The sequence below is a fragment of the Aeromonas sp. genome, assembly GCF_051657805.1.
In the GTDB taxonomy this organism is placed as follows: Bacteria; Pseudomonadota; Gammaproteobacteria; order Enterobacterales; family Aeromonadaceae; genus Aeromonas.
Genome location: NZ_JBOFLJ010000019.1, coordinates 147292 through 168447, shown reverse-complemented (window position 1 = coordinate 168447; position 21156 = coordinate 147292). Strand labels below are relative to the sequence as shown.

Here is a 21156-nt window from a genome sequence, read left to right as displayed (position 1 = left end):
GTTTACCCAGTCAGTCGATTACGAACGAGCCAGCATCAGTTCCAGACGGGCGCCAACGCGCTCGGCCTGATCAGCCAGGTCACCTACCCATTCGAGGATCTTGTAGAGGAACATAACGTCGATCGGATTGTATTTGTGCTCAACGGCTTGCAGCTGTTGGCGCAGCCCGATCTGCATGGTGTCAGTATCGTCCTCGATGAGATCCAGCTGGTGGATCATCTCGGCAACCATTTCAACTTCACGTCCTTTAAAGCCGGTTTCGAGCAGCTCATCGAGTTCTCCGATGGCTTTTTCGGCTTGGGCGGTCGCATCGATACAACGTTTGAGATAGGCCATGAAGTCGGCACGCATCTCGGAGGGGAATTCCATTTTACGACCAAGCATGCGGCCGGAGATATCCTTGGCACGGTTGGCAATCTTGTCCTGCTGGGTCAGCATCTCGAGCAGATCGGTACGGGCGACCGGCAGAAACAGGCCGCGGGGCAGCTTGAGACGAATTTCGCGTTTGAGGATGTCCGCTTCTTTTTCCAGCTGGGCGATCTGCTGCCGGATCTTCTCGGCATCTTCCCAACGGTCTTCGGCAACGGCATCAAAGAACGGAATGAGCTGCTCGCAGCACACGTGAACCTTGACGATATGCTTCTGCAGCGGCTTGATGGGGGACTTGGCGAAAAGTCCCAGGATAGTATTTACTGGCATGGCCAAACCTGTGTCGGTGAAAAAACACTCGATACTATTTCATGAGGGGCGCATGGTAACCGAACTATGCCCTCAATAAAACCGTGAATTAATCCTGATGTTTCGCTGGCATTATATCCCCGTGGCGGGGATCATGCCCCCCAAAGTTGCCAGCCAGCCCGGAATGACTATGCAAACTGAGATCGAGATTAAATTTTTCGTAGCCACGGACATCCAGGAACAACTCTCCAACCTTCTGAATAAATTCGATATTATCTCCTCGAGCAGCACGAGTCTCGGCAACGTTTATTTCGATACCCCGGATCTCGCACTGCGCAGGCTCGACATGGGGCTGCGCATCCGCCGCAGCGATGAATTTTCCGAGCAGACCATCAAGTGTCGGGGCCAGGTGGTCGGGGGGCTGCACGCCCGTCCCGAGTACAACGCCCCCATCGACGGGGATCTGCCCACCCTGGCGAGCTTCCCCGACGCTATCTGGCCGAGCCTGGCCGCACGCGATGAAATCCAGACCCAGCTGTTGGCCCAGTTCAGCACCGATTTTGTGCGCCGCCACTGGCTGATCGCCTTTGAGGGCGCCGAGATAGAGCTGGCCTGGGACAGGGGGGAGATCGTCGGGAGCCTGGGGCGCAGCGCCATCGACGAGCTGGAGCTTGAGCTGAAAACTGGCGAGGCGAGCGCCCTCTTCGTCCTGGCGGCCGAGCTGGCCGAGCTGGGGGGCATCCGGTTGGGGGCTCAGTCCAAGGCCCAGCGCGGCTACCGGCTGGCGGGGCTCGGCAAGGCGCCGGCGCCGCAATCCCTGCCGGACCTGAGCGGGCGGGATGCCAGGGCGTGCATCATCCTCGGGCTGCAACATTGGCAGCATCACGAACAGCTCTGGTTGGAGTCTGACCAGGCTGCCAGGGCACAGGCCCTGTCTGCTCTCCTGCAAGGGGTGGCGCTGCTGAAAGAAGCGGCGACGATCCTGGTGCCGTCCCCCGTCTGGCTGCCGGCCCTGCTGGCCCAAGCTGCCCGGCTGGTGGCGTTGGCGGGCGAGGAGGACGGCGTCCTTACCCTGGTCCACAGTGCCGACTACGTGCGGCTGCAACTGGCCATCGCGGCCTGGCTGCATCTGGAGGCCTGAGAGGCCGTTCGCGCCTTCGCGGCAGTTCTGTGAGACCTAACAAAAAGGTGAGCCTGGGCTCACCTTTTTGTTTCTGCAGGGATTGGGGTTATCCCCTGAGGCGATCAGTTCACCACGGCCACGTTGATGCTGCCGTTGCCCTGAGTCATGCGAACGCGGGCACCCGGCACGAAGGTGGGGCTGGCCTTTTGCACCACCACGATGGATTCCCCGTTCTCCTTCTTGATCTCGAGCTCCACGCCGTCGACCTGGTTGAACTTGTCACCGGCCGCCTTGCCTGCCGCGGCGCCTGCGATGGCGCCCCCGGCGGCGGCGATGTCGCTGCCCCGGCCGCCACCTATGGTGCTGCCGAGCAGGCCGCCGACCACGGCGCCGCCTATGGTGCCGAGCACCGAGTTCTCATCGGCCTGGATCTTGACCGGACGGGTGGACTGTATGGTGCCATAGCTGACGGTCTGGACCTGCTTGGCACGATCCTTGGTGTAGACGTCTCCTGAGTAGACGTCGCTGTTGGCACAGCCAGTGAGGGCGGTGGTCGCGGCCAGCAGGGTGACGATGGCGATACGTTTGAACATGATGAGCCTCCTGGGCGAGCATCGGGTTAATCTTTGTGTCGTGGTTAACTTTACGCCAACCGGATCGCGCATGAAACCCGCAAAATGTAACCATTTATGTGCCGGGGGCCCGTGGCCGCGCTATCTCCTCAGGGCAGAGGCTTCTCCAGCAGCAGGCGATCCTCCCCCGGGCCGAAGTAGCCCGGCTCCTCGGCCAGCAGCTGGTAGCCGAGGCGATAGTAGAGGCGCTGGGCCGGGTTGGCCGGATCCACGGTGAGCCTGACTCGCGCCGTCTGCAGCGTCGCCAGCCCCTGCTCGACCCTCAGCATCATCCGCTCGGCGAGCCCGAAGCCACGGGCCTCCGGCAGCACGGCCAGGGAGAGCAGCCAGCCCTGCGACCGATCCTGTCCCAGTCCGCTCAGGGCATAGCCCAGCAGCCTGCCGTTCAGCTCGGCCACGATCAGCAGATCCGGCCAGAGATCCATGGCCTGGCGGAAGAAGAAGGGAGGGTAGACGTCCTCACCGAAGATCTCGGCGTCGAGTCGCCCGATGGCGTGCATGTCGGTGTGGCGGGCCACTCTCAAAAGGGGGGGCTGGTGCATCCTGGCTCCTGTCAGGGGCTTGCTGCCGGGGGGCAGTCAAAAAAGAGCCACAGGGTAGTGAGCCAGTCGGCACTATGCAAGGGGGCGGCCCGACACGGGAGTGTCGCGTCAGTTCAAACCTTGGGTGAACTAGGGCGGGAGCGGCCTGCCATGGGGGCGTCTGGGGGCCTTGCGGCGGCTGTCCAGCAGGTGACGCAGGGCGAGCCAGGGGTGGTGCCACAGCATGCGGGGGCCACTCCACTTCATGATCTGCTGGATCTGCTTGCGCATGGCGGGGGCATAACAGTGGATGTCGCACTTGGCGCAGGTGGGCTTGTGACCCAGGCCATAGCGGCAGCGGCGCAGCCGTTGGTGGGCGAAATCCCGCAGTTGTCGGCAATGCCGGCAGTCGGGATCCTGATGATGGTGGTCGCAGTAGAGACGGATCATGGCGCTGACCGTCAACTGCTCCCGTCTGAGCCTGGGGTGCTCGGGTGCCTGACTGGCACGGGCACTGCGACGAGTGCCTGGCTGTTCGGAGTTCATGGCACCATTGTCCTGACCGGGGAGGCCGGGGTCTTGATACAGGTCAAAACGGGGATGAAAAACAGGGCCCGCGGGCCCTGTGTCATCAGACAGTCTCGATTGTCTGCGATCAGATGAGGCTGGTGGCCTGCTCCAGCCAGGCGAGATCCTCGCCCTCCAGTAGCGGGCTCAGGCGGCGGAAGACCTCGACGTGGTAGTCGTTGATCCAGCGGAACTCGTCCTGGCTCAGCAGGCTGCGGTCGATGAGACGTGTATCGAACGGTACATAGGTCAGCCGCTCGAAGCCCAGCATCGGCAGCTCGCCCCGCGCCTCCAGCTCGGTCACCACCACCAGGTTTTCACAGCGGATGCCGAAGGCATTCTCACGGTAGTAGCCAGGTTCGTTGGAGAGCACCATGCCCGGCTGCAGCGCCACCAGGCTGCCCTTGGGGGCGATGCGCTGGGGACCTTCGTGCACGCTGAGGAAGTGGCCGACCCCGTGGCCGGTACCATGGTCATAGTTGTAGCCGGCCTGCCACAGGGGCATGCGGGCCAGCACGTCCAGCTGGATGCCGGCGGTGCCACGGGGGAAGCGGGCCTGATCCAGCGCGATGTGACCCTGCAGCACCCGGGTGAACATGGCCTTGTGCTCGTCGCTCACCTCGCCGACCTTGAGGGTACGGGTGATGTCGGTGGTGCCGTCCAGATACTGGGCGCCGGAGTCCACCAGATAGATGCTGTCCTGGCCGAAGGTGCGCGGCACGCCGTTGGTGTGGCGGTAGTGGCACATGGCGGCGTTGGGGCCGAGCGCGGAGATGGTGTCGAAGCTCGGCTCCACATAGTGATCCTGCTCGCGGCGGAAGGATTCCAGCCGATCCGCCAGGGTACCCTCGTCCACCCCCTCGAACTCGCCGGAGGCAACCAGACGGTCCAGCCAGGCGAGGAAGCGGGTGACGGCGACGCCATCGCGCAGGTGGGCGGCGCGCATGCCCGCCAGCTCCACCTCGTTCTTGCAGGCCTTGGGCAGCATGGTGGGATCCTGACCGGCCACCAGGATGGCGCCTGCCTCCTCCATGACGAGCTGGCTCCAGGCGTTGGCGGTGTTGGGATCGGCCAGCACCTTCTGATGGTCTTCCCCGATGCGTTGCAGCACGTCACCCAGCTTGTCGATGGGGTAGACGGAGACATCCTGCCCCACGTGCTGGGTGAAGGCGATGCAGTCGATCTTGTCGGTGTCGACGAAGAAATCCATGCTGGTGTTGGCGTAGAGCACGGCGAAGCCCAGTACCACCGGCAGGCGCTCCACGTCGCGGCCGCGCAGGTTCAGCAGCCAGTTGATGGGTTCGGCCTGGGTCAGCAGCACGGCGTCCAGCCCGCGCTTGCGCAGATCCGCTGCCAGTTGCTCGCGCTTGGACTGGCTGGACCGGCCCGCCAGTGCCTCGCTGTAGAGGATGACTGGGGTCTTGGTGGGGAGGGGGCGATCCGTCCAGAGGAGGTCTATGGGGTTCTCGTCCACCCGCACCAGTTCGATGCCGCGATCCGCCAGCACGGCCTTGGCGTTCTGGTACCAGGCCAGGCTGTGCAGGCGAGCGTCGAAGCCGACCCGGGCGCCGGCCGACAGCTGTTCCGCCAGCCACTGCACATGGGGATCCTCGTTCAGATGGAGGAATTCAAACAGCTCGGCGGGGGCCTGCATGCGGGCCTGCACCGTATAACGACCGTCGATGAACAGGGCCGCCCGCTGCGCCATGATGATGGCGAGGCCGGCGGAGCCGTTGAAACCCGTGATCCAGTCCAGACGCTCGGCATGAGCGGGAATGTACTCCCCCAGGTGCTCGTCATCGTGGGGAACGATGAAGGCGTCCAGTTCCTGGGTGGCCAGGGAGGTCCTGAGCTGGGCGACGCGGGTTTCAATAATCTCGAAATGATTCATGTCGTTACTGCCAGATTGTGGTGATGTGAGTGTTCACTGGGATTGGCTGCTCGCCAGGATCTGCTTGATCGACTGGCCAGCCGCCTCGATATGTTGCTTGAGCAGGACCACCGCCTCGTGCTTGCGGCGGGCGCGGCACAGCGCCAGCAGCTGGGCGTGCTCGCGCTCGGCCTTGTCCACACCCCCCTGGGCAAACAGCAGCTCGAAGCGCACGTAACGATCGCAGCTCAGGTTGATCTGGGCGATGAGCTCCAGCGCCTGGGGGCGGTTGGCGGCCTGATAGAGGGTGGCGTGAAAACTGTGGTTCAACTCGGCCCAGTGCTCGACCTGGGTGCCGGACTCCAGGGCCAGATCGAACTGGGCCAGGATGGCTTGCGCCTTGGCGAAGGTCTCCTCCGTCATCATGTCGACGGCGTGGAACAGGGTATCGGCTTCCAGCAGGGCCCGCAAATAAAAGAGCTCGTCGATGGCCGAGGCGTCCAGCATGGTGACCACGGCGCCGCGATGGGCCTCGAACTTCACCAGCCCCTGTGCCTCCAGCTGCATCAGGGCCTCCCGCACCGGGATGCGACTCACCGCCAGCTCCCTGGCGATAGCGTCCTGGCGCAGGGGGGCGCCGGCGGGGAACTCGCCCCGCAGGATGCGGCCGCGCAGGTTCTCCATCACCATCTGGGTGCGGGTCTTGTAGGGTGGGTTTGGGGTCACGGGGCAGGTTGCAAAATTGTATATTGTATAAAGTTTGGCTGAATCTAACGCGCCACAGCCCCCGTGGCAAGGCTTGGTGGGAGCCAAACGCCGCGCTTTGGCCAAAAAAATACCGGTCAGCTGGGCTGACCGGTATGCAATCCGGGGAAGGTGGCTGGTCGTTACAGCTGCGGACCCGCCGCCACCAGACGCTTGCCTTCGTCGTTGTCGGTGAAGCGCTCGAAGTTCTTGATGAAGCGTCCCGCCAGATCCACCGCCTTGGCGTCCCACTCGGCCTTGTCGGCGTAGGTATCGCGCGGGTCGAGGATGGCCGGGTTCACGTCATGGAGCTCGGTCGGCACTTCCAGATTGAAGATGGGCAGCACCTTGGTGGGCGCCTGCTCGATGGAACCGTCCAGGATGGCGTCTATGATGGCGCGGGTATCCTTGATGGAGATGCGCTTGCCGGTGCCGTTCCAGCCGGTGTTGACCAGGTAGGCCTCGGCCCCTGCCGCTTCCATCCGCTTCACCAGCTCCTGGCCGTACTTGGTCGGGTGCAGGCTCAGGAAGGCCGCGCCGAAGCAGGAGGAGAAGGTGGGGGTCGGCTCTGTGATGCCGCGCTCGGTACCCGCCAGCTTGGCGGTGAAGCCGGACAGGAAGTGGTACTTGGTCTGCTCCTTGGTCAGCTTGGCGACCGGGGGCAGCACACCGAAGGCATCGGCGGTCAGGAAGATCACCTTGGTGGCGTGACCCGCCTTGGAGACCGGCTTGACGATGTTCTCGATGTGATAGATGGGGTAGGAGACCCGGGTGTTCTCGGTGCGGGAGCCATCGTCGAAGTCGATGGTGCCGTCGGCGGCCACGGTGACGTTCTCCAGCAGCGCATCGCGACGGATGGCGTGGTAGATGTCCGGCTCGGCCTCCTCGGAGAGCTTGATGGTCTTGGCGTAGCAGCCCCCTTCGAAGTTGAACACGCCGTTGTCGTCCCAGCCATGCTCGTCATCGCCGATCAGCTGACGCTTGGGATCGGTGGAGAGGGTGGTCTTGCCAGTGCCGGACAGGCCGAAGAAGATGGCCACGTCGCCGTCCTGACCCACGTTGGCGGAGCAGTGCATGGAGGCGATGCCGCGCAGGGGCAGGAAGTAGTTCATCATGGAGAACATGCCCTTCTTCATCTCGCCACCGTACCAGGTGCCGCCGATGAGTTGCATCTTCTCGGTCATGTTGAAGGCGACGAAGTTCTCGGAGTTGAGACCCTGCTCCTGCCAGTTCGGGTTGGTGCACTTGGCCCCGTTCATCACCACGAAGTCCGGTTCGAACGTCTTCAGCTCCGCTTCGCTCGGGCGAATGAACATGTTCTTCACGAAGTGCGCCTGCCAGGCCACCTCTGTGATGATGCGCACCGCCAGACGGGTGTCCGGGTTGGCACCGCAGTAGCCGTCGACGACGAACAGGCGCTTGCCGGAGAGCTGTTTGGTCACCAGGGATTTCAGATGTGACCACACTTCAGGGGTAATGGCCTTGTTATCGTTCTTACCCTGGTCAGACCACCACACAGTATTCTGGGTAGTGCTGTCTTTGACGATATATTTATCTTTCGGGGAACGACCGGTGAAGATGCCGGTATTGACGTTGACGGCACCCAGCTCGGTGACGACGCCGCGTTCGAATCCTTCCAGGTCTGGGCGGGTCTCTTCGGCGAAGAGCTGCTCATAACTGGGGTTTCGAATGATTTCCTGGCTGTTTTTGATACCGTACTGGTCCAGTTTCAGTTGTTGGGCCAGGGTGGGTTCTGCCACGATAGTCATTATATTCTCCTGGGTTCAGAGGTTTGTAGGGTTCTATCTGGCGTCCATGCTACCACCTAGGTGGTAGTTTTTAGCGATCGCCATCAAACTTTATAAAATAGGGTATTTTTTTGTTATTTAAGTTAAAGGCGGGTTTTGCCCGCCTTCATTTAGTGTAACTTGTTTGCATCATTACCGGGAGCCCTGCTGAACAGGGTTTCGACGTCGATCCCATCAAATTGGTACTCGGCGCCGCAATAGTCACAATGCATGTCGATCTTGCCGAGCTCCTGCACCATGGCCACCGCCTCTTCCTTCTCTATCTGCAGCAAGGCCCCTTCGCAGCGGGCGCGGGAGCAGGTGCAGCGGAACTCGATGGCCTGGGGATCGAACACCCGCACCTTGTCCTGGTGATAGAGACGGTAGAGGATCTCCTCGGCCTCGAGACCAAACAGCTCCTCGTCCTTGATGGTGGTGGTGAGCTGTTCCAGGTGCTCGAAGTCGGCGCTGTGATCCTCGCTCTGGGCGGGCAGCTCCTGCAGCAGGATACCGGCGGCGCGGGGCTGACCCTCGTGATGACCGGTGCGGATCCAGAGCTTGGTGGCGAGCTGCTCTGACTGGGCGAAGTACTGCTCGAGGCAGCCTGCCAGGGTGTCGGCCTCGAGGGCGATGATGCCCTGATAGCGCTCACCCTGATCCGGGGTGATGGTGATCACCAGCTGGCCGTTGCCGATCAGGCTCTGCAGCTTGCCATCGTCCGGCAGCTCCCCTTCATAGCGGGCCACGCCGCGCAGTTGCTGGTTGTGATCGCCGTTGATCACCGCCAGTCGCACCGGGCCATCCCCTTGCAATTGCACCGTGATGGAGCCTTCAAACTTGAGGGTGGCGGTCAGCAGGCTGGTGGCGACCAGCAGTTCACCCAACAGCTTCTGCACCTGCACCGGGTAGCTCTGGGCTTCCACTATGTGGCGATAGGTGCGATCCAGCTGGACCAGCTCCCCGCGTACTTCGTACTCTTCGAACAGATAGCGATACAGGAGATCTTGGTTACTCATCATGCATTCCTGGGTTCTTCTTGGGGGATATGGACAAAAACATTGTTAAACAGCCGGTTAGGAACTAATTCCCCCGCCTGTCGTCATAAAAGGGCCACGAGGGCTGATTAGTATTGTTTGACCTTGATAAGCTGGCGTCGTTCCTGCTTGTCGGGGCGGCGCTCCGGGCTCGGGGCAAACTGGCTGTTGAAACGGCGGGCCTCGCTGTTCTCGGTCCGTTTCTTCAGGCTCTCGGCGGTCTCTTCATAGAGTCGCTGGGCCAGGGGCGCGGATTTGCGCTGTTCGCTCACCTCGAGTACCCGCACCTCCCGCTCGTCCTGGCCTTGCCAGAAACGGATGAGGGCGCCGACTTCGACGTGTTTGCCCGGTTTGCTGCGCTGGCCGTTGTAGTGCACCTTGCCGCCATCGATCTGATCCCGGGCCAGGGAGCGGGTCTTGTAGAAACGAGCCGCCCACAGCCACTTGTCGAGGCGGACCAAGGCGCTGGTTTCTGCTAGATTTGGCATGAATCGGCTCCGGATGGCTAAAAGGGAGCCTGATTATACCAGAGGGGAGCCCCGGGGTAGAAACAGGGGACGCCGTGGTGTGACGGAATCTGTATTTTCACCGCTCCACCTCATCCGGTCGGTTGTCTCTGGGTCCATTGCCGTACACAATAGCCAACCGATTTGGATGTCAGAACATTTTGATAAACATGACGCTACCCCCTAGGGATGACCTGCTGAACTCCCTGTTGGCCCGTTGCAAGACGGTGCCACTCGCCCGCTTGAGCCAGCCTCTGTTCTGGCTGCTGCTGCTATTGCTGGCCCAACAGTGTGCCGGTCTCACCTGGCGTCTGTTCGGCCTGACTCAACCGGTTCAATCCCAGCCCTGGCAGCCTTCGGTCACCGCCAGCCAGGGGACGGGGGCCTCCCGTCTCGATATCAGCGGTGTCAGCCGTCTCTCCCTGTTTGGCAAGGCGCCACAGATTGCCGCCGAGCAGATGGCCCAGGCGGTCGCGGCCGACGCCCCCAAGACCCAGCTCAACGCCCAGCTCAACGGGGTGCTGGCGAGTTCGGATCCCGCCAAGTCCATCGCCATCATCGCCCATAACGGGTTGCAGAATTCTTACGGTATCGGCGATTACATCGACGGCACCCAGGCCAAGATCCGCCAGGTCTTCGCGGATCGGGTCATCATAGCCCGGGATGGCCGTGACGAGACCCTGATGCTGGACGGGGAGGAGTACGGCAAACCCCTGCCCAAGGCGGCCCAGCCCCAGAACAAGCTCTCCACGGTACGCAGCGAGCTGATGAACAATCCCGGCAAGATCACCGATTATCTCAATATTTCCCCGGTACGGGTGGATGGCCGCATGGTCGGCTATCGCCTCAATCCGGGCAACAATCCTGAATTGTTCAATCAACTCGGGCTGGTCGCCAACGATCTGGCGGTCAGCATCAATGGTCTGGATCTGCGGGATAACGCTCAGGCCATGCAGGCTATGCAGCAAGTGGCGGGCGCCACTGAAATGACCGTCACCGTCGAACGGCAAGGACAGCTCTACGACGTCTATGTCGGCTTGTCAGAATAATGATTGGAGTAGCACCAAGAATGATAAATAAAGGGAAAGGCTGGCGTCTGGCCACGATCGCGGCAGCCTTGATGATGGCGGGCTCTGCCTGGGCCACCGAGTATTCCGCGAGCTTCAAGAATGCCGACATCGAAGAGTTCATCAACACGGTCGGCAAGAACCTGAACAAGACCATCATCATCGAGCCCTCGGTGCGCGGCAAGATCAACGTCCGCAGTTACGACCTGCTCAACGAGGAGCAGTACTACCAGTTCTTCCTGAGCGTGCTCGACGTCTATGGTTTCGCCGTGGTGCCCATGAACAATGGGGTGCTCAAGGTGGTGCGCTCCAAGGACGCCAAGACCTCCGCCATTCCCGTGGTGGATGACAGCAACCCCGGGGTGGGGGACGAGATGGTGACCCGGGTGGTCCCGGTGCGCAACGTCTCGGTACGTGAACTGGCGCCCCTGCTGCGTCAGCTCAACGACAACGCCGGCGGCGGCAACGTGGTGCACTACGAGCCTTCCAACGTGCTGCTCATCACGGGCCGCGCGGCTGTGGTCAACCGCCTGGTCGAGGTGGTGCGCCGGGTGGACAAGGCCGGTGACCAGGACATGGACATCATCAAGCTGAAATACGCCTCCGCCGGCGAGATAGTGCGGCTGGTGACCAACCTCAACAAGGATGGCAACAACCAGGGCGGCAACGCCCCCCTGCTGCTGGCTCCCAAGGTGGTGGCGGACGAGCGCACCAACTCCGTAGTGATCAGCGGCGAGCCCAAGGCTCGCGCCCGCATCATCCAGATGGTGCGCCAGCTCGACCGGGATCTGCAGAGCCAGGGCAACACCCGGGTCTTCTACCTGAAATATGGCAAGGCCAAGGATCTGGTGGATGTGCTCAAAGGGGTCAGCTCCAGCATCGAAGCGGACAAGAAGGGGGGCGGCGCGGCGGCCACCGGCGGCGGTGCCAGCATAGGCGGTGGCCAGCTCGCCATCTCCGCCGACGAGACCACCAACGCCCTGGTGATCACCGCTCAGCCGGACGTCATGGCCGAGCTGGAGCAGGTCATCGCCAAGCTCGACATCCGCCGTGCCCAGGTGCTGGTGGAGGCGATCATCGTCGAGGTCTCCGACGGTGATGGCCTGAACCTCGGGGTGCAGTGGGCCAACGCCAATGGCGGCGGCACCCAGTTCACCGATACCGGTCTGCCCATCGGCCCGGCCATCATCGCCGGCAAGGATTACAAGGACAACGGCAACACCGATGGCCTCGACAAGCTGCTCGGCAGCTTCAGCGGCATGGCGGCCGGCTTCTACAAGGGGGACTGGGCGGCTCTGGTGACGGCCCTCTCCACCAACACCAAGAACGACATCCTCTCGACCCCGAGCATCGTCACCATGGACAACAAGGAAGCCTCCTTCAACGTTGGCCAGGAAGTGCCGGTGCAGAGCGGCTCCCAGAGCTCCACCACCAGCGATCAGGTGTTCAACACCATAGAGCGCAAGACGGTGGGGACCAAGCTGGTGGTGACGCCCCAGATCAACGAAGGGGACTCCGTACTGCTCAACATCGAGCAGGAGGTCTCCAGCGTGGCGCAGACCCAGGCGACCGGTACCGCCAACCTGGGTCCCACCTTCGACACCCGTACCGTGAAGAACGCCGTGCTGGTCAAGAGCGGGGAAACCGTGGTGCTGGGGGGCCTGATGGACGAGAAGACCCAGGAGAAAGTCTCCAAGGTGCCGCTGCTCGGCGACATCCCCGTGCTGGGCTACCTGTTCCGCTCCACCTCCAACACCACGGCCAAGCGTAACCTCATGGTCTTCATCCGTCCCACCATATTGCGGGATGCGAACGTCTACACCGGCGTCTCCAGCAACAAGTACACCCTGTTCAGGGCCGAGCAGCTCAATCTGGCCGCCGAGGATCGCTACGCCACCTCGCCCGCCCGCCAGGTGCTGCCCGCCTACGGCCAGGACGTGATGCTGTCCCCCGAGGTGCAAAAACAGATAGAGCTGATGAAGGCGCAGCAGCAGGCCACCGCCACCGGGGTCAGAACCCAGGTGCAGCAGCCCCAGAGCCAACCCTTCGTGCAGAGCAAGCCCTGATGGCTTATCAACTGGACAACAGCGAGCTGCCGGCCGAGCTGCCCGAGCTGCCGTTCGCCTTCGCCCGCAACTTCGGGGTCATTCTGACCGAGCGCCAGGGAGAGCCTCTGCTGCTCTGCCGTCAGGGAATAAGTCCCCAGACCCTGCTGGAGGTGCGGCGGGTGGCGGGCTGCGGCTTTGCCATCGAGCAGCTCGACAACGACGAGTTCGAGACCCTGCTGATGGCCCACTATCAGCGCGACTCCTCCGAGGCGCGCCAGCTGATGGAGGATCTCGGCAACGAGATGGACTTTTTCGCCCTGGCCGAGGAGCTGCCCCAGAGTGAGGATCTGCTGGACGCCGACGACGACGCCCCCATCATCCGCCTCATCAACGCCATGTTGAGCGAGGCGATAAAAGAAGAGGCGTCCGACATCCATATCGAGACCTTCGAGCGGGCCTTGGTCATTCGCTTTCGCATCGACGGCGTGCTGCGGGAGATACTGCGGCCCCATCGCAAGCTAGCCTCCCTGCTGGTGTCGCGTATCAAGGTCATGTCCCGCATGGACATCGCCGAGAAGCGGGTGCCCCAGGATGGCCGCATCTCGTTGCGCATCGGCGGCCGGGCCGTCGACGTGCGGGTCTCCACCATGCCGTCCAGCTACGGCGAGCGGGTGGTGCTGCGACTGCTGGACAAGAACAACGTGCGCCTCGAGCTCAAGCAGCTCGGCATGACGCTGGCCAATCGCAAGGTGATCAGCGAGCTCATCCGCAAGCCCCACGGCATCATCCTGGTGACGGGGCCGACCGGCTCGGGCAAATCCACCACCCTGTATGCGGCGCTCTCCGAGATCAACTCTCGGGATCGCAACATTCTCACCGTCGAGGATCCCATCGAATATGACCTGGAAGGGGTGGGTCAGACCCAGGTCAACAGCAAGGTGGACATGACCTTCGCCCGGGGTCTGCGCGCCATACTGCGTCAGGATCCGGACGTGGTGATGGTGGGGGAGATCCGGGATCTGGAGACAGCCCAGATCGCGGTGCAGGCCTCCCTCACCGGTCACCTGGTGATGTCGACCCTGCACACCAACACCGCCATCGGCGCCATCACCCGGATGCGGGACATGGGGATAGAGCCCTTCCTGCTCTCCTCGTCGCTTCTGGCGGTGCTGGCCCAGCGGCTGGTGCGCACCCTCTGCCCGGATTGCCGCGCCCCGCGCCCCATCACCGAGCAGGAGCGGCTCGCCATGAGCATGGATCTCCCGCCGGATCAGCAGATCTGGCGCCCGGTCGGCTGCGAGCAGTGCAACCACACCGGCTATCGCGGCCGGACCGGCATTCACGAGCTGGTGGTGATCGACGACGCGGTGCGCGAGGCCATCCACGGCGCCAGCGGCGAGCTCGCCATCGAGCGGCTGATCCGGGGTCATACCCCCAGCATCCGCCGTGACGGCATCGACAAGGTGCTGCTCGGCCAGACCAGCCTCGAAGAAGTGCTGCGCGTGACCCGGGAAGACTGAGATGGCGGCGTTCGAATACAAGGCCCTGGATCCGCGGGGCAGGAACAAGTCCGGGGTGATGGAGGGGGACTCCGCCCGTCAGGTGCGCCAGCTGCTGCGGGAGCAGGGGCTGACGCCGCTCGAGGTCAACGAGACCACGGAGAAGGCGAAACGGGAGGCCAATCGCTTCGTGCTGTTTCGTCGTGGCGCCTCCACCGCCGAGCTGGCCCTCATCACCCGCCAGCTGGCGACCCTGGTGGGGGCCGGCCTCACCATAGAAGAGGCCCTCAAGGCGGTGGCGGAGCAGTGCGAGAAGGCCCATCTGCGCAGCCTGGTGGCGACAGTGCGCAGCAAGGTGGTGGAGGGCTATTCCCTCGCCGACTCCCTCGGTGCCTTCCCCCATGTGTTCGACCAGCTGTTTCGCTCCATGGTGGCGGCCGGCGAGAAGTCCGGCCACCTGGAGAAGGTGCTGAACCGGCTCGCCGACTACACGGAGCAGCGCCAGCACATGCGCACCAAGCTGCTGCAGGCGATGATCTACCCCATAGTCCTCACCTGTGTGGCCATCGGCGTCATCTCCATACTGCTCACCGCCGTGGTCCCCAAGGTGGTGGCCCAGTTCGAACACATGGGCCAGCAACTGCCCGGCACCACCCGCTTCCTCATCGGTACCAGCGAACTGTTGCAGCACTACGGCCTCTGGTTCCTGCTGCTGCTCTTCATCGGTGGCTTTGTGTGGCGCTGGTGGCTGGGGGATGACGATCGCCGTCGCCACTGGCACGCCGTGCTGCTGCGCCTGCCGGTCATAGGCCGGGTCAGCCGCGGCCTCAACACCGCCCGTTTTGCACGCACCCTGAGCATCCTCAACGCCAGCGCCGTGCCCCTGCTCGAGGGGATGAAGATAGCCGGTGAGGTGCTCTCCAACGACTTCGCCCGCCATCGCATCGGTGAGGCGACCGAGCGGGTGCGGGAGGGAACCAGCCTGCGCAAGGCGCTGGATGAAACCAAGATTTTCCCGCCCATGATGCTGCACATGATCGCCTCCGGCGAACAGAGCGGCGAGCTCGACAGCATGCTGGAGCGTGCGGCGGACAACCAGGACAGGGAGTTCGAAACCCAGGTGAACATAGCCCTGGGGGTGTTCGAGCCCATGCTGGTGGTCTCCATGGCCGGGGTGGTGCTGTTTATCGTGATGTCGATACTGCAGCCGATCCTCGAGCTCAACAACATGGTGAATCTCTGATACAGGCCGGGCGCACTCGTCTTAGGGTGAGCCCGCCGATTTGAATGCAACAACAAGGTTAATCATCGATGGCCTGCGCCATCTTATTCGTTAGGGAGTCATAGCAATGCACAATCGTCGTCAACGGGGTTTCACCCTGCTGGAAGTCATGGTGGTCATCGTGATCCTGGGGATCCTGGCCAGCCTGGTAGTGCCCAACCTGATGGGCAACAAGGAGAAGGCGGATCAGCAGAAGGCGGTCTCCGACATAGTCGCGCTGGAAAATGCCCTCGACATGTACAAGCTGGACAACAACCGTTACCCCACCACAGAGCAAGGTCTGGATGCCCTGGTCAACAAGCCGACCGCCTCCCCGGAGCCGCGCAGCTACCGGGAAGGGGGCTACATCAAGCGTCTGCCGCAGGATCCCTGGGGTAACCAGTACCAGCTGCTGAGCCCTGGCCAGTTCGGCAAGATCGACATCTTCAGCATGGGGCTGGATGGGGAAGCCGGTACCGATGACGACATCGGCAACTGGAACCTGAAGGACTTCCAATAAGTGCGTGATTGCGCCGTGCTTCAGGCTCTGTTGGCAAGACTCCCGTGAGATCCGCCTCGTCCCGCCATCGCCAGTCCGGCTTTACCCTGCTGGAGGTCTTGCTGGTTGCCATGCTGATGGGGCTTGTCGCCACCGCCGTCACCCTCAGCATGGGGGGCGCCAGGGGTGACAGGGAGCTGGACAAGCAGGCCCGCCGCTTCATGGCGACCCTGCAGCAGGCCCAGGAGTATTCGGTGATGGATGGCCGGCTGCTGGGGCTGAGGGTCGAGGATCACGGCTGGCAGTTTATGTCCCGTGCGGCCAAAGACAGAAAATGGCAGGCGCTGACCGGCGACAAGATCCTGGGGCCGGTGGAGCTGCCGGAAGAGATGACCCTGAGCATTGAGCTGGAGGGATTCAGCTGGGGGACAGATGCCGATGAGAAAGCGGAGCAGAACCGTGACGAGCGGGAACGTACGCCCCAGATCCTCATTTTCCCCGGGGGGGAGCTCACCCCCTTCGTGCTGACCCTGAGCCAGCAGGTGGATGACGAGAAGTACTTGCGCACCGTCAAGGGGGACGAGTTCGGTCGCCTCTCCCTGCAAGAAGACGAAGAGGAAGAAGAGTGAGACGCCAGGCGCCCGGAATGCGCGGCATGACGTTGCTGGAGGTCATGGTGGCACTGGCGGTGTTCGCCATCGCCGGTCTCGCCGTGATGAAGACCGCCAGCGAACACCTCTCCGGCCTCAGCTATCTGGAAGAGAAGACGCTGGCGACCTGGGTGGTGGAGAATCAGCTGGTGCAGCAGAAACTCGAGGCCAAGTGGCCGGGAGACAGCTGGGTGGAAGGGGACGAGGAGATGGCCGGCCAGACCTGGTACTGGCGCTATCGCGGCGTCGCCACCGCCGACACCAACTTCAAGGCGCTGGACATGGAGGTGCGCACCGCGCCCAAGGCCCAGAGCCCGGTGGCCATGATCAGGACCTATATCAGCCGATGAGCGGGACTCAACATATGGATGGGCGCCAGATCCAGCGGATGACGCGCCTTGCCCTCCCAGCCCGTCATGGTTGCTCTACCCGGCGCGAGGCGCCGGTTGAGGTATCGCCAGGGCGGCGTGCCGCCATGGCCCATGGCTTTACCCTGCTGGAGATGCTGGTGGCCATCGCCATCTTCGCCACCCTGAGCCTGGGGGCCTATCAGGTGCTGCAGGGGGTGCTCACCAGCGACGAGGTGGCGAAGAAGAAAGAGGAGCGGCTGTCCGAGCTGCAGCTCGCCTTTGGCCTGCTGGAGCGGGACGTCAGCCAGATGGTGCCCCGCAGCGGCCGCATCGACGGGGAGAACAACAAGGTGCTGCTGGCGGCATCCCGCTTCGGCCAGCAGAGCGATGACTGGGGCATGGCCTTCATCCGCGGCGGCTGGCTCAATCCGGACGGCATACTGCCGCGCTCCGGCCTGCAGCGGGTGGGCTGGCGCCTCAAGGATCAGACCCTGGAGCGGCTGAGCTACCTTTACCCGGATCCCGTGATAGGCACGGAGCCGCGCATCCAGCCCGTGCTCAAGGGGGTGACGGCGCTGCGCCTCTATTTCTATGACAGGGGTCAGTGGAAGGAGGAGTGGACCCAGCGCGACCAGCTGCCCCATGGGCTGGCGGTGGAGCTGGATCTGGAGGATTACGGTACCATACGCAGACAGTTCCTGATTGGGGCCGGTGGCCAGAGGGTCGAGAATGGCGGCTAAGCGTCCCTCCCGTCCCGCCCGCCAGGGGGGCATGGCCTTGCTGGTGGTGCTGCTCATCCTGTCGGTGATGGTGATCATCGCCAGCAACATGAGCGGCAGGTTGCAGCTCGAGCTGAGACGGACCAGCAACCTCACCATCGGCAAGCAGGCATGGTGGTACGCCATGTCGGCGGAGGCTCTGGTGATCAAGGTGCTCAACCAGGACTACAAGGACGATCCCGAGGTGGTGAGCCTGGGGCAGAACTGGGCGCGGGAGGACGGGGTCTTCCCGGTGGATGACGGCACCCTGTCCGGCCGGGTGCGGGATCTGCAGTCTTGCTTCAACCTCAACAGCCTGAGCGTGGCGAAGAAAGAGGGGGAGGACGGGGACAACCTGGAGACTCAGCCCTATGCGGTCAAGGCATTCCGCTCCCTGCTGGTGGCGCTGGAGGTCGAGGAGTATGAGGCGGTGCAGCTGACCGATGCCATCCGGGACTGGACCGACAAGGATACCCAGCTGGTGTCCAGCTACGGGGCCGAGGACGCCTACTACGAGGGGCTCACCCCGCCCTATCTGGTGGCCAACCAGTGGATGCTGGGCACGGATGAGCTGAGGGCGGTGCGGGGTATGACGGGGGCGCTCTATGCGAGGCTGGCTCCCTATGTCTGCACCCTGCCCACTGACAAGCTGGTGGTGAACATCAACACCATCAAGCCCGAGCGGGCAGCCCTGCTGGTCGGCCTCTACCAGGGCAAGATAGGGTTGGACGATGCCAAGCAGGTGCTGACCAGCCGCCCCAAGAAGGGGTGGAAGAGCAAGCAGGAAATGACGAGCCAGATGCAGGTGCAGCCGGGAGCCGTCAGTGGCCTCGATACCGCCCTGGACATCAAGAGCAGCTACTTCGAGGCCAGCCTGCTGGCCGAGGTGGGCGACGCGCGGGCCCGCCTGAAGTCGGTGTTCCAGCGCGGCAAGGACGGCAAACTGGTCATGTTGCGGCGTCTGAACGACGGCGCAGAATAACCGGGGAGGGCGGCCACAGGGGCGCCTTCCCCGACCCCGTATCGATACCGCAGCCCAGGCTGCGATCCCGCCCATCGATGACGATGGCGCGCACGGCAGGAGAACAATTTGTGAGCGAGAGTCTGGTCATCCGTCTGGGGACCAATGCGCAGCAGCCGGTGCACTGGCTGGTGTGGTCGACACAGGAGCAGGAGATCATCGCCTCCGGCACCCTGGCCTCGGCCCATGCCCTGGGTGAGCTGCAGGAGCGCGCCGGTGGCCGCCTCGTGGTGACCCTGGTGCCCGGCAGCGATCTCATCTTCCGGCGGGTCAGCCTGCCGGGCAAATATAACCGTCAGAGTGCGGCGGCGCTGCCCTACCTGCTGGAGGAGCAGATCGCCTCAGACGTGGATGCCCTGCACTTGGTGGTGCTCGGTCATCAGGGCAACGAGGTGGACCTGATGGCGGTGGACAAGGCCAAGATGCAGGACTGGCTAGGCTGGTTGCAGCAGGCGGGGCTCAAGACCCTGCAACTGCTGCCGGACGTGCTGGCCCTGCCCCTGGCGGCCGAGGGCTGGTCCGCCCTGCAACTGGGGGAGGAGTGGCTGCTGCGCCAGGGCCCCCGTCAGGGCATAGTGGCGGAAGAGTCCCTGCTGGCCCTGCTGCTGGGTACCCAGGCCGAGCCCGTCACCATCCACAGCCATACACCGCCACCGGCCATGGCCGGTGACAACTGGCTGCCGGCGGATCCCGAGCTGCCCATGCTGCTGCTGGCCAAGGGGGCGATCGCCTGCCAGGCGAATCTGCTGCAGGGGAAGTATCGTCCCCAGACCGAATACGCCCGTTATTGGCTGCAGTGGCGCAAGGTGGCCGTGGTGGCCGGCTTGCTGCTGGTGGTGGCTCTGACCCAGAGAGGCGTGCATCTCTATCAGCTGGCGGAGCAGGACAAGGCGCTCAAGGCCGAGATCCGGCAGGTCTATACCCGGATATTCCCGGGGGAGAGCCGGATCGTCAACGTGCGCAGCCAGATGGCCCAGCATCTCAAGCTACTGGGACAGGCACCTCAGGACGGGGTCCTGCTGCTGTTGACCGAGCTGGCTCCCGTGTTCGCCGAGGTACCCGGTCTCAAGCCCGAGGTGCTGCGCTTCGACGCGGCCAGGGGAGAACTCAGGCTGCAGGTCACCGCCCCCGGCTTCACCGAGATAGAGCGTTTCCGCGAGCTGGCGGGCAAGCACTTCGAGGTGCAGCAGGGAGAAGTGCGCAGCACAGAGGGCAAGGTCGAGGGGGCGCTGGTGCTCAAGGGTAAATCATCATGATGGACAAACTGCAAGGCTGGTGGCGTGGCATCAGCACCCGTGAACAGCGGCTGGTAGCGGTAGGGGGCGGCATCTTGCTGCTCGGGCTCTGCTACTGGGCCATCTGGCAACCTGTGGCCAATCGCATCGCCGAGCGGGAGCGGCAGGTGATCAACCAGCAGCAGACCCTGGCCTGGTTGAAGGAGAAGGGTCAGGAGGTGCTGGCGATGCAGGGCAGCCAGGGTCGTCAGATAGACACCAGCGGCACCCTGGACGGGGTGGTGAACCGCACCGCCTTCAACCAGAAGATCAAGATCGCGCGCCTGCAGCCCCAGGGGCAGGAGTTGCAGGTGTGGATCGACACGGTTCCCTTCGACGATCTGCTGCTCTGGCTCGCGACCCTGTCGGATCAGCACGGGGTACAGGTGCAGATCATCGAGGTGGCCCGGGAGAATCTGGCGCCGGGCCTGGTCAAGGTAAGACGTTTACAGCTGAGTCGTCCCGAATGAAGCATAGAGTTCTAATTCCGGCCATCTTTCTGGTGACCTATCTCGTCTTCCTGCTGGTGCAACTGCCCGCCGCCCTGGTGGTCCGTTATCTGCCGCTGCCCGCCAATCTGGTGCGGCTTGAGGGGGTGAGCGGCACACTCTGGAGCGGTCAGATAGCCCGGCTGCAATACGCCAGCGAATCCCTGACCCAGCTGCGCTGGGATCTCAACGGCTGGTCCCTGCTGCGCCTCGCCCCCGAGGCCTCTGTGCGTTTCGGGGACAGGGCCGGTCTCAACGGTCAGGGGATTATCGGCTGGAATGGCGCCGCCTTCGGCCGCGACATCACCCTCAACGCGCCTGCCCCCTGGCTGCTGGAGCGGGTGCCCATGCGCCTGCCCTTCCCGCTGACGGCGGCGGGCCAACTGCAGCTCAAGGTGGATCAGTTCGCCCAGGGCAATCCCTGGTGCGATCAGCTCTATGGCAATCTCTACTGGTACGGGGCCGAGGCCGGCACCCCGGCGGGCAAGCTGGCGCTGGGGGATCCCGAGGCCAAGCTGACCTGCCTGGATTCCCGCCTGGTGGCCGAGCTCAAGCAGGGCTCGGAGGCGGTGCAGGTGGTGGGCAAGCTGGAGCTGCAGGCCAATCGCCAGTACCTGTTCCAGGGCAGTCTCAAGCCGGGTCCTGAGCTGCCGGATCAGATGAAGCAGGGTCTGCCCTTCCTCGGTCAGCCTGACGGTCAGGGGCGTTTCCCCCTGCGCTACCAGGGCCGGATCTGAGGCGCTTCTCGATACAAAACACCCTGCTCTTGCGGGGTGTTT

Annotated in this window: 22 protein-coding genes; 13 read left to right on the top strand and 9 right to left on the bottom strand. The window is 63.3% G+C overall.

Annotated elements, in window-relative coordinates:
• Window positions 1-18 precede the first annotated feature (18 nt).
• Entirely contained in the window at window positions 19-699 is a 681-nt protein-coding gene (locus ACRCYW_RS06415) for a TIGR00153 family protein (protein ID WP_349920907.1), read from the bottom strand.
• Between the two features lie 169 nt (window positions 700-868).
• Between ACRCYW_RS06415 and ACRCYW_RS06410 the strand changes: the two genes are divergently transcribed.
• Window positions 869-1819, top strand: coding sequence for a CYTH domain-containing protein (locus tag ACRCYW_RS06410; RefSeq protein WP_438549304.1), 951 nt, complete (start codon window positions 869-871; stop codon window positions 1817-1819).
• A 104-nt stretch (window positions 1820-1923) separates the two neighbouring features.
• Here the strand turns inward: ACRCYW_RS06410 and ACRCYW_RS06405 are convergent, their stop codons facing one another.
• The 8 genes from ACRCYW_RS06405 to hslR all read right to left on the bottom strand — a co-directional run bounded on the left by ACRCYW_RS06405 (window position 1924) and on the right by hslR (window position 9444).
• A complete protein-coding gene (locus ACRCYW_RS06405; protein ID WP_438549303.1) occupies window positions 1924-2394 on the bottom strand; it encodes a glycine zipper 2TM domain-containing protein in 471 nt (156 codons plus the stop codon).
• A 128-nt stretch (window positions 2395-2522) separates the two neighbouring features.
• The gene (locus ACRCYW_RS06400) at window positions 2523-2975 is read right to left on the bottom strand and encodes a GNAT family N-acetyltransferase (RefSeq protein WP_438549302.1); all 453 of its coding nucleotides are present in this window, start codon (window positions 2973-2975) and stop codon (window positions 2523-2525) included.
• 129 nt (window positions 2976-3104) lie between these two features.
• Window positions 3105-3500 (bottom strand): nitrous oxide-stimulated promoter family protein, encoded by a 396-nt coding sequence (locus ACRCYW_RS06395; protein ID WP_438549301.1) that lies wholly within the window; start codon window positions 3498-3500, stop codon window positions 3105-3107.
• Between the two features lie 109 nt (window positions 3501-3609).
• On the bottom strand, window positions 3610-5412 hold the full coding sequence (locus tag ACRCYW_RS06390; protein WP_438549300.1) for an aminopeptidase P family protein: 1803 nt from the start codon (window positions 5410-5412) through the stop codon (window positions 3610-3612).
• 33 nt (window positions 5413-5445) lie between these two features.
• Complete coding sequence (locus ACRCYW_RS06385) at window positions 5446-6081, bottom strand: GntR family transcriptional regulator (protein WP_438549454.1); 636 nt, start codon at window positions 6079-6081, stop codon at window positions 5446-5448.
• A gap of 197 nt (window positions 6082-6278) precedes the next feature.
• The gene (gene pckA / locus ACRCYW_RS06380; protein ID WP_438549299.1) at window positions 6279-7904 is read right to left on the bottom strand and encodes a phosphoenolpyruvate carboxykinase (ATP); all 1626 of its coding nucleotides are present in this window, start codon (window positions 7902-7904) and stop codon (window positions 6279-6281) included.
• A 149-nt stretch (window positions 7905-8053) separates the two neighbouring features.
• Window positions 8054-8938: an Hsp33 family molecular chaperone HslO gene (hslO, locus tag ACRCYW_RS06375; RefSeq protein WP_438549298.1), complete on the bottom strand. Its 885-nt coding sequence runs from the start codon at window positions 8936-8938 to the stop codon at window positions 8054-8056.
• 107 nt (window positions 8939-9045) lie between these two features.
• Window positions 9046-9444 carry a ribosome-associated heat shock protein Hsp15 gene (hslR, locus tag ACRCYW_RS06370; RefSeq protein WP_438549297.1) on the bottom strand — a complete coding sequence of 133 codons (399 nt, stop codon included), beginning with the start codon at window positions 9442-9444 and terminating at the stop codon, window positions 9046-9048.
• Window positions 9445-9656: 212 nt separating this feature from the next.
• Here hslR and exeC point away from each other — a divergent pair, with 212 nt between their 5' ends.
• The 12 genes from exeC (at window position 9657) to exeN (ending at window position 21114) form a co-directional block, all read left to right on the top strand.
• Window positions 9657-10511, top strand: a complete 855-nt coding sequence (exeC, locus tag ACRCYW_RS06365; RefSeq protein WP_438549453.1) for a GspC family type II secretion system variant ExeC — start codon at window positions 9657-9659, stop codon at window positions 10509-10511.
• Window positions 10512-10531: 20 nt separating this feature from the next.
• The gene (gene exeD, locus ACRCYW_RS06360) at window positions 10532-12595 is read left to right on the top strand and encodes a GspD family T2SS secretin variant ExeD (protein WP_438549296.1); all 2064 of its coding nucleotides are present in this window, start codon (window positions 10532-10534) and stop codon (window positions 12593-12595) included.
• Window positions 12592-14097 (top strand): GspE family T2SS ATPase variant ExeE, encoded by a 1506-nt coding sequence (gene exeE / locus ACRCYW_RS06355; protein ID WP_438549452.1) that lies wholly within the window; start codon window positions 12592-12594, stop codon window positions 14095-14097. The genes exeD and exeE overlap by 4 nt, the downstream gene beginning before the upstream one ends.
• Window position 14098: 1 nt before the next feature.
• Entirely contained in the window at window positions 14099-15319 is a 1221-nt protein-coding gene (exeF, locus tag ACRCYW_RS06350; protein ID WP_438549295.1) for a GspF family T2SS innner membrane protein variant ExeF, read from the top strand.
• Between the two features lie 106 nt (window positions 15320-15425).
• Entirely contained in the window at window positions 15426-15857 is a 432-nt protein-coding gene (exeG, locus tag ACRCYW_RS06345; protein WP_438549294.1) for a GspG family T2SS major pseudopilin variant ExeG, read from the top strand.
• A gap of 44 nt (window positions 15858-15901) precedes the next feature.
• The gene (exeH, locus tag ACRCYW_RS06340) at window positions 15902-16465 is read left to right on the top strand and encodes a GspH family T2SS minor pseudopilin variant ExeH (RefSeq protein ID WP_438549293.1); all 564 of its coding nucleotides are present in this window, start codon (window positions 15902-15904) and stop codon (window positions 16463-16465) included.
• Between the two features lie 17 nt (window positions 16466-16482).
• Complete coding sequence (gene exeI, locus ACRCYW_RS06335) at window positions 16483-16836, top strand: GspI family T2SS minor pseudopilin variant ExeI (protein WP_438549292.1); 354 nt, start codon at window positions 16483-16485, stop codon at window positions 16834-16836.
• 125 nt (window positions 16837-16961) lie between these two features.
• On the top strand, window positions 16962-17576 hold the full coding sequence (gene exeJ / locus ACRCYW_RS06330; RefSeq protein ID WP_438549451.1) for a GspJ family T2SS minor pseudopilin variant ExeJ: 615 nt from the start codon (window positions 16962-16964) through the stop codon (window positions 17574-17576).
• Window positions 17566-18576 (top strand): GspK family T2SS minor pseudopilin variant ExeK, encoded by a 1011-nt coding sequence (gene exeK / locus ACRCYW_RS06325; RefSeq protein ID WP_438549291.1) that lies wholly within the window; start codon window positions 17566-17568, stop codon window positions 18574-18576. The genes exeJ and exeK overlap by 11 nt, the downstream gene beginning before the upstream one ends.
• A gap of 110 nt (window positions 18577-18686) precedes the next feature.
• Complete coding sequence (gene exeL, locus ACRCYW_RS06320; RefSeq protein WP_438549290.1) at window positions 18687-19871, top strand: GspL family type II secretion system protein ExeL; 1185 nt, start codon at window positions 18687-18689, stop codon at window positions 19869-19871.
• Window positions 19868-20359: a GspM family type II secretion system protein ExeM gene (gene exeM, locus ACRCYW_RS06315; protein ID WP_438549289.1), complete on the top strand. Its 492-nt coding sequence runs from the start codon at window positions 19868-19870 to the stop codon at window positions 20357-20359. The genes exeL and exeM overlap by 4 nt, the downstream gene beginning before the upstream one ends.
• Window positions 20356-21114, top strand: a complete 759-nt coding sequence (exeN, locus tag ACRCYW_RS06310) for a GspN family type II secretion system protein ExeN (protein WP_438549288.1) — start codon at window positions 20356-20358, stop codon at window positions 21112-21114. The genes exeM and exeN overlap by 4 nt, the downstream gene beginning before the upstream one ends.
• Window positions 21115-21156: the final 42 nt, after the last annotated feature.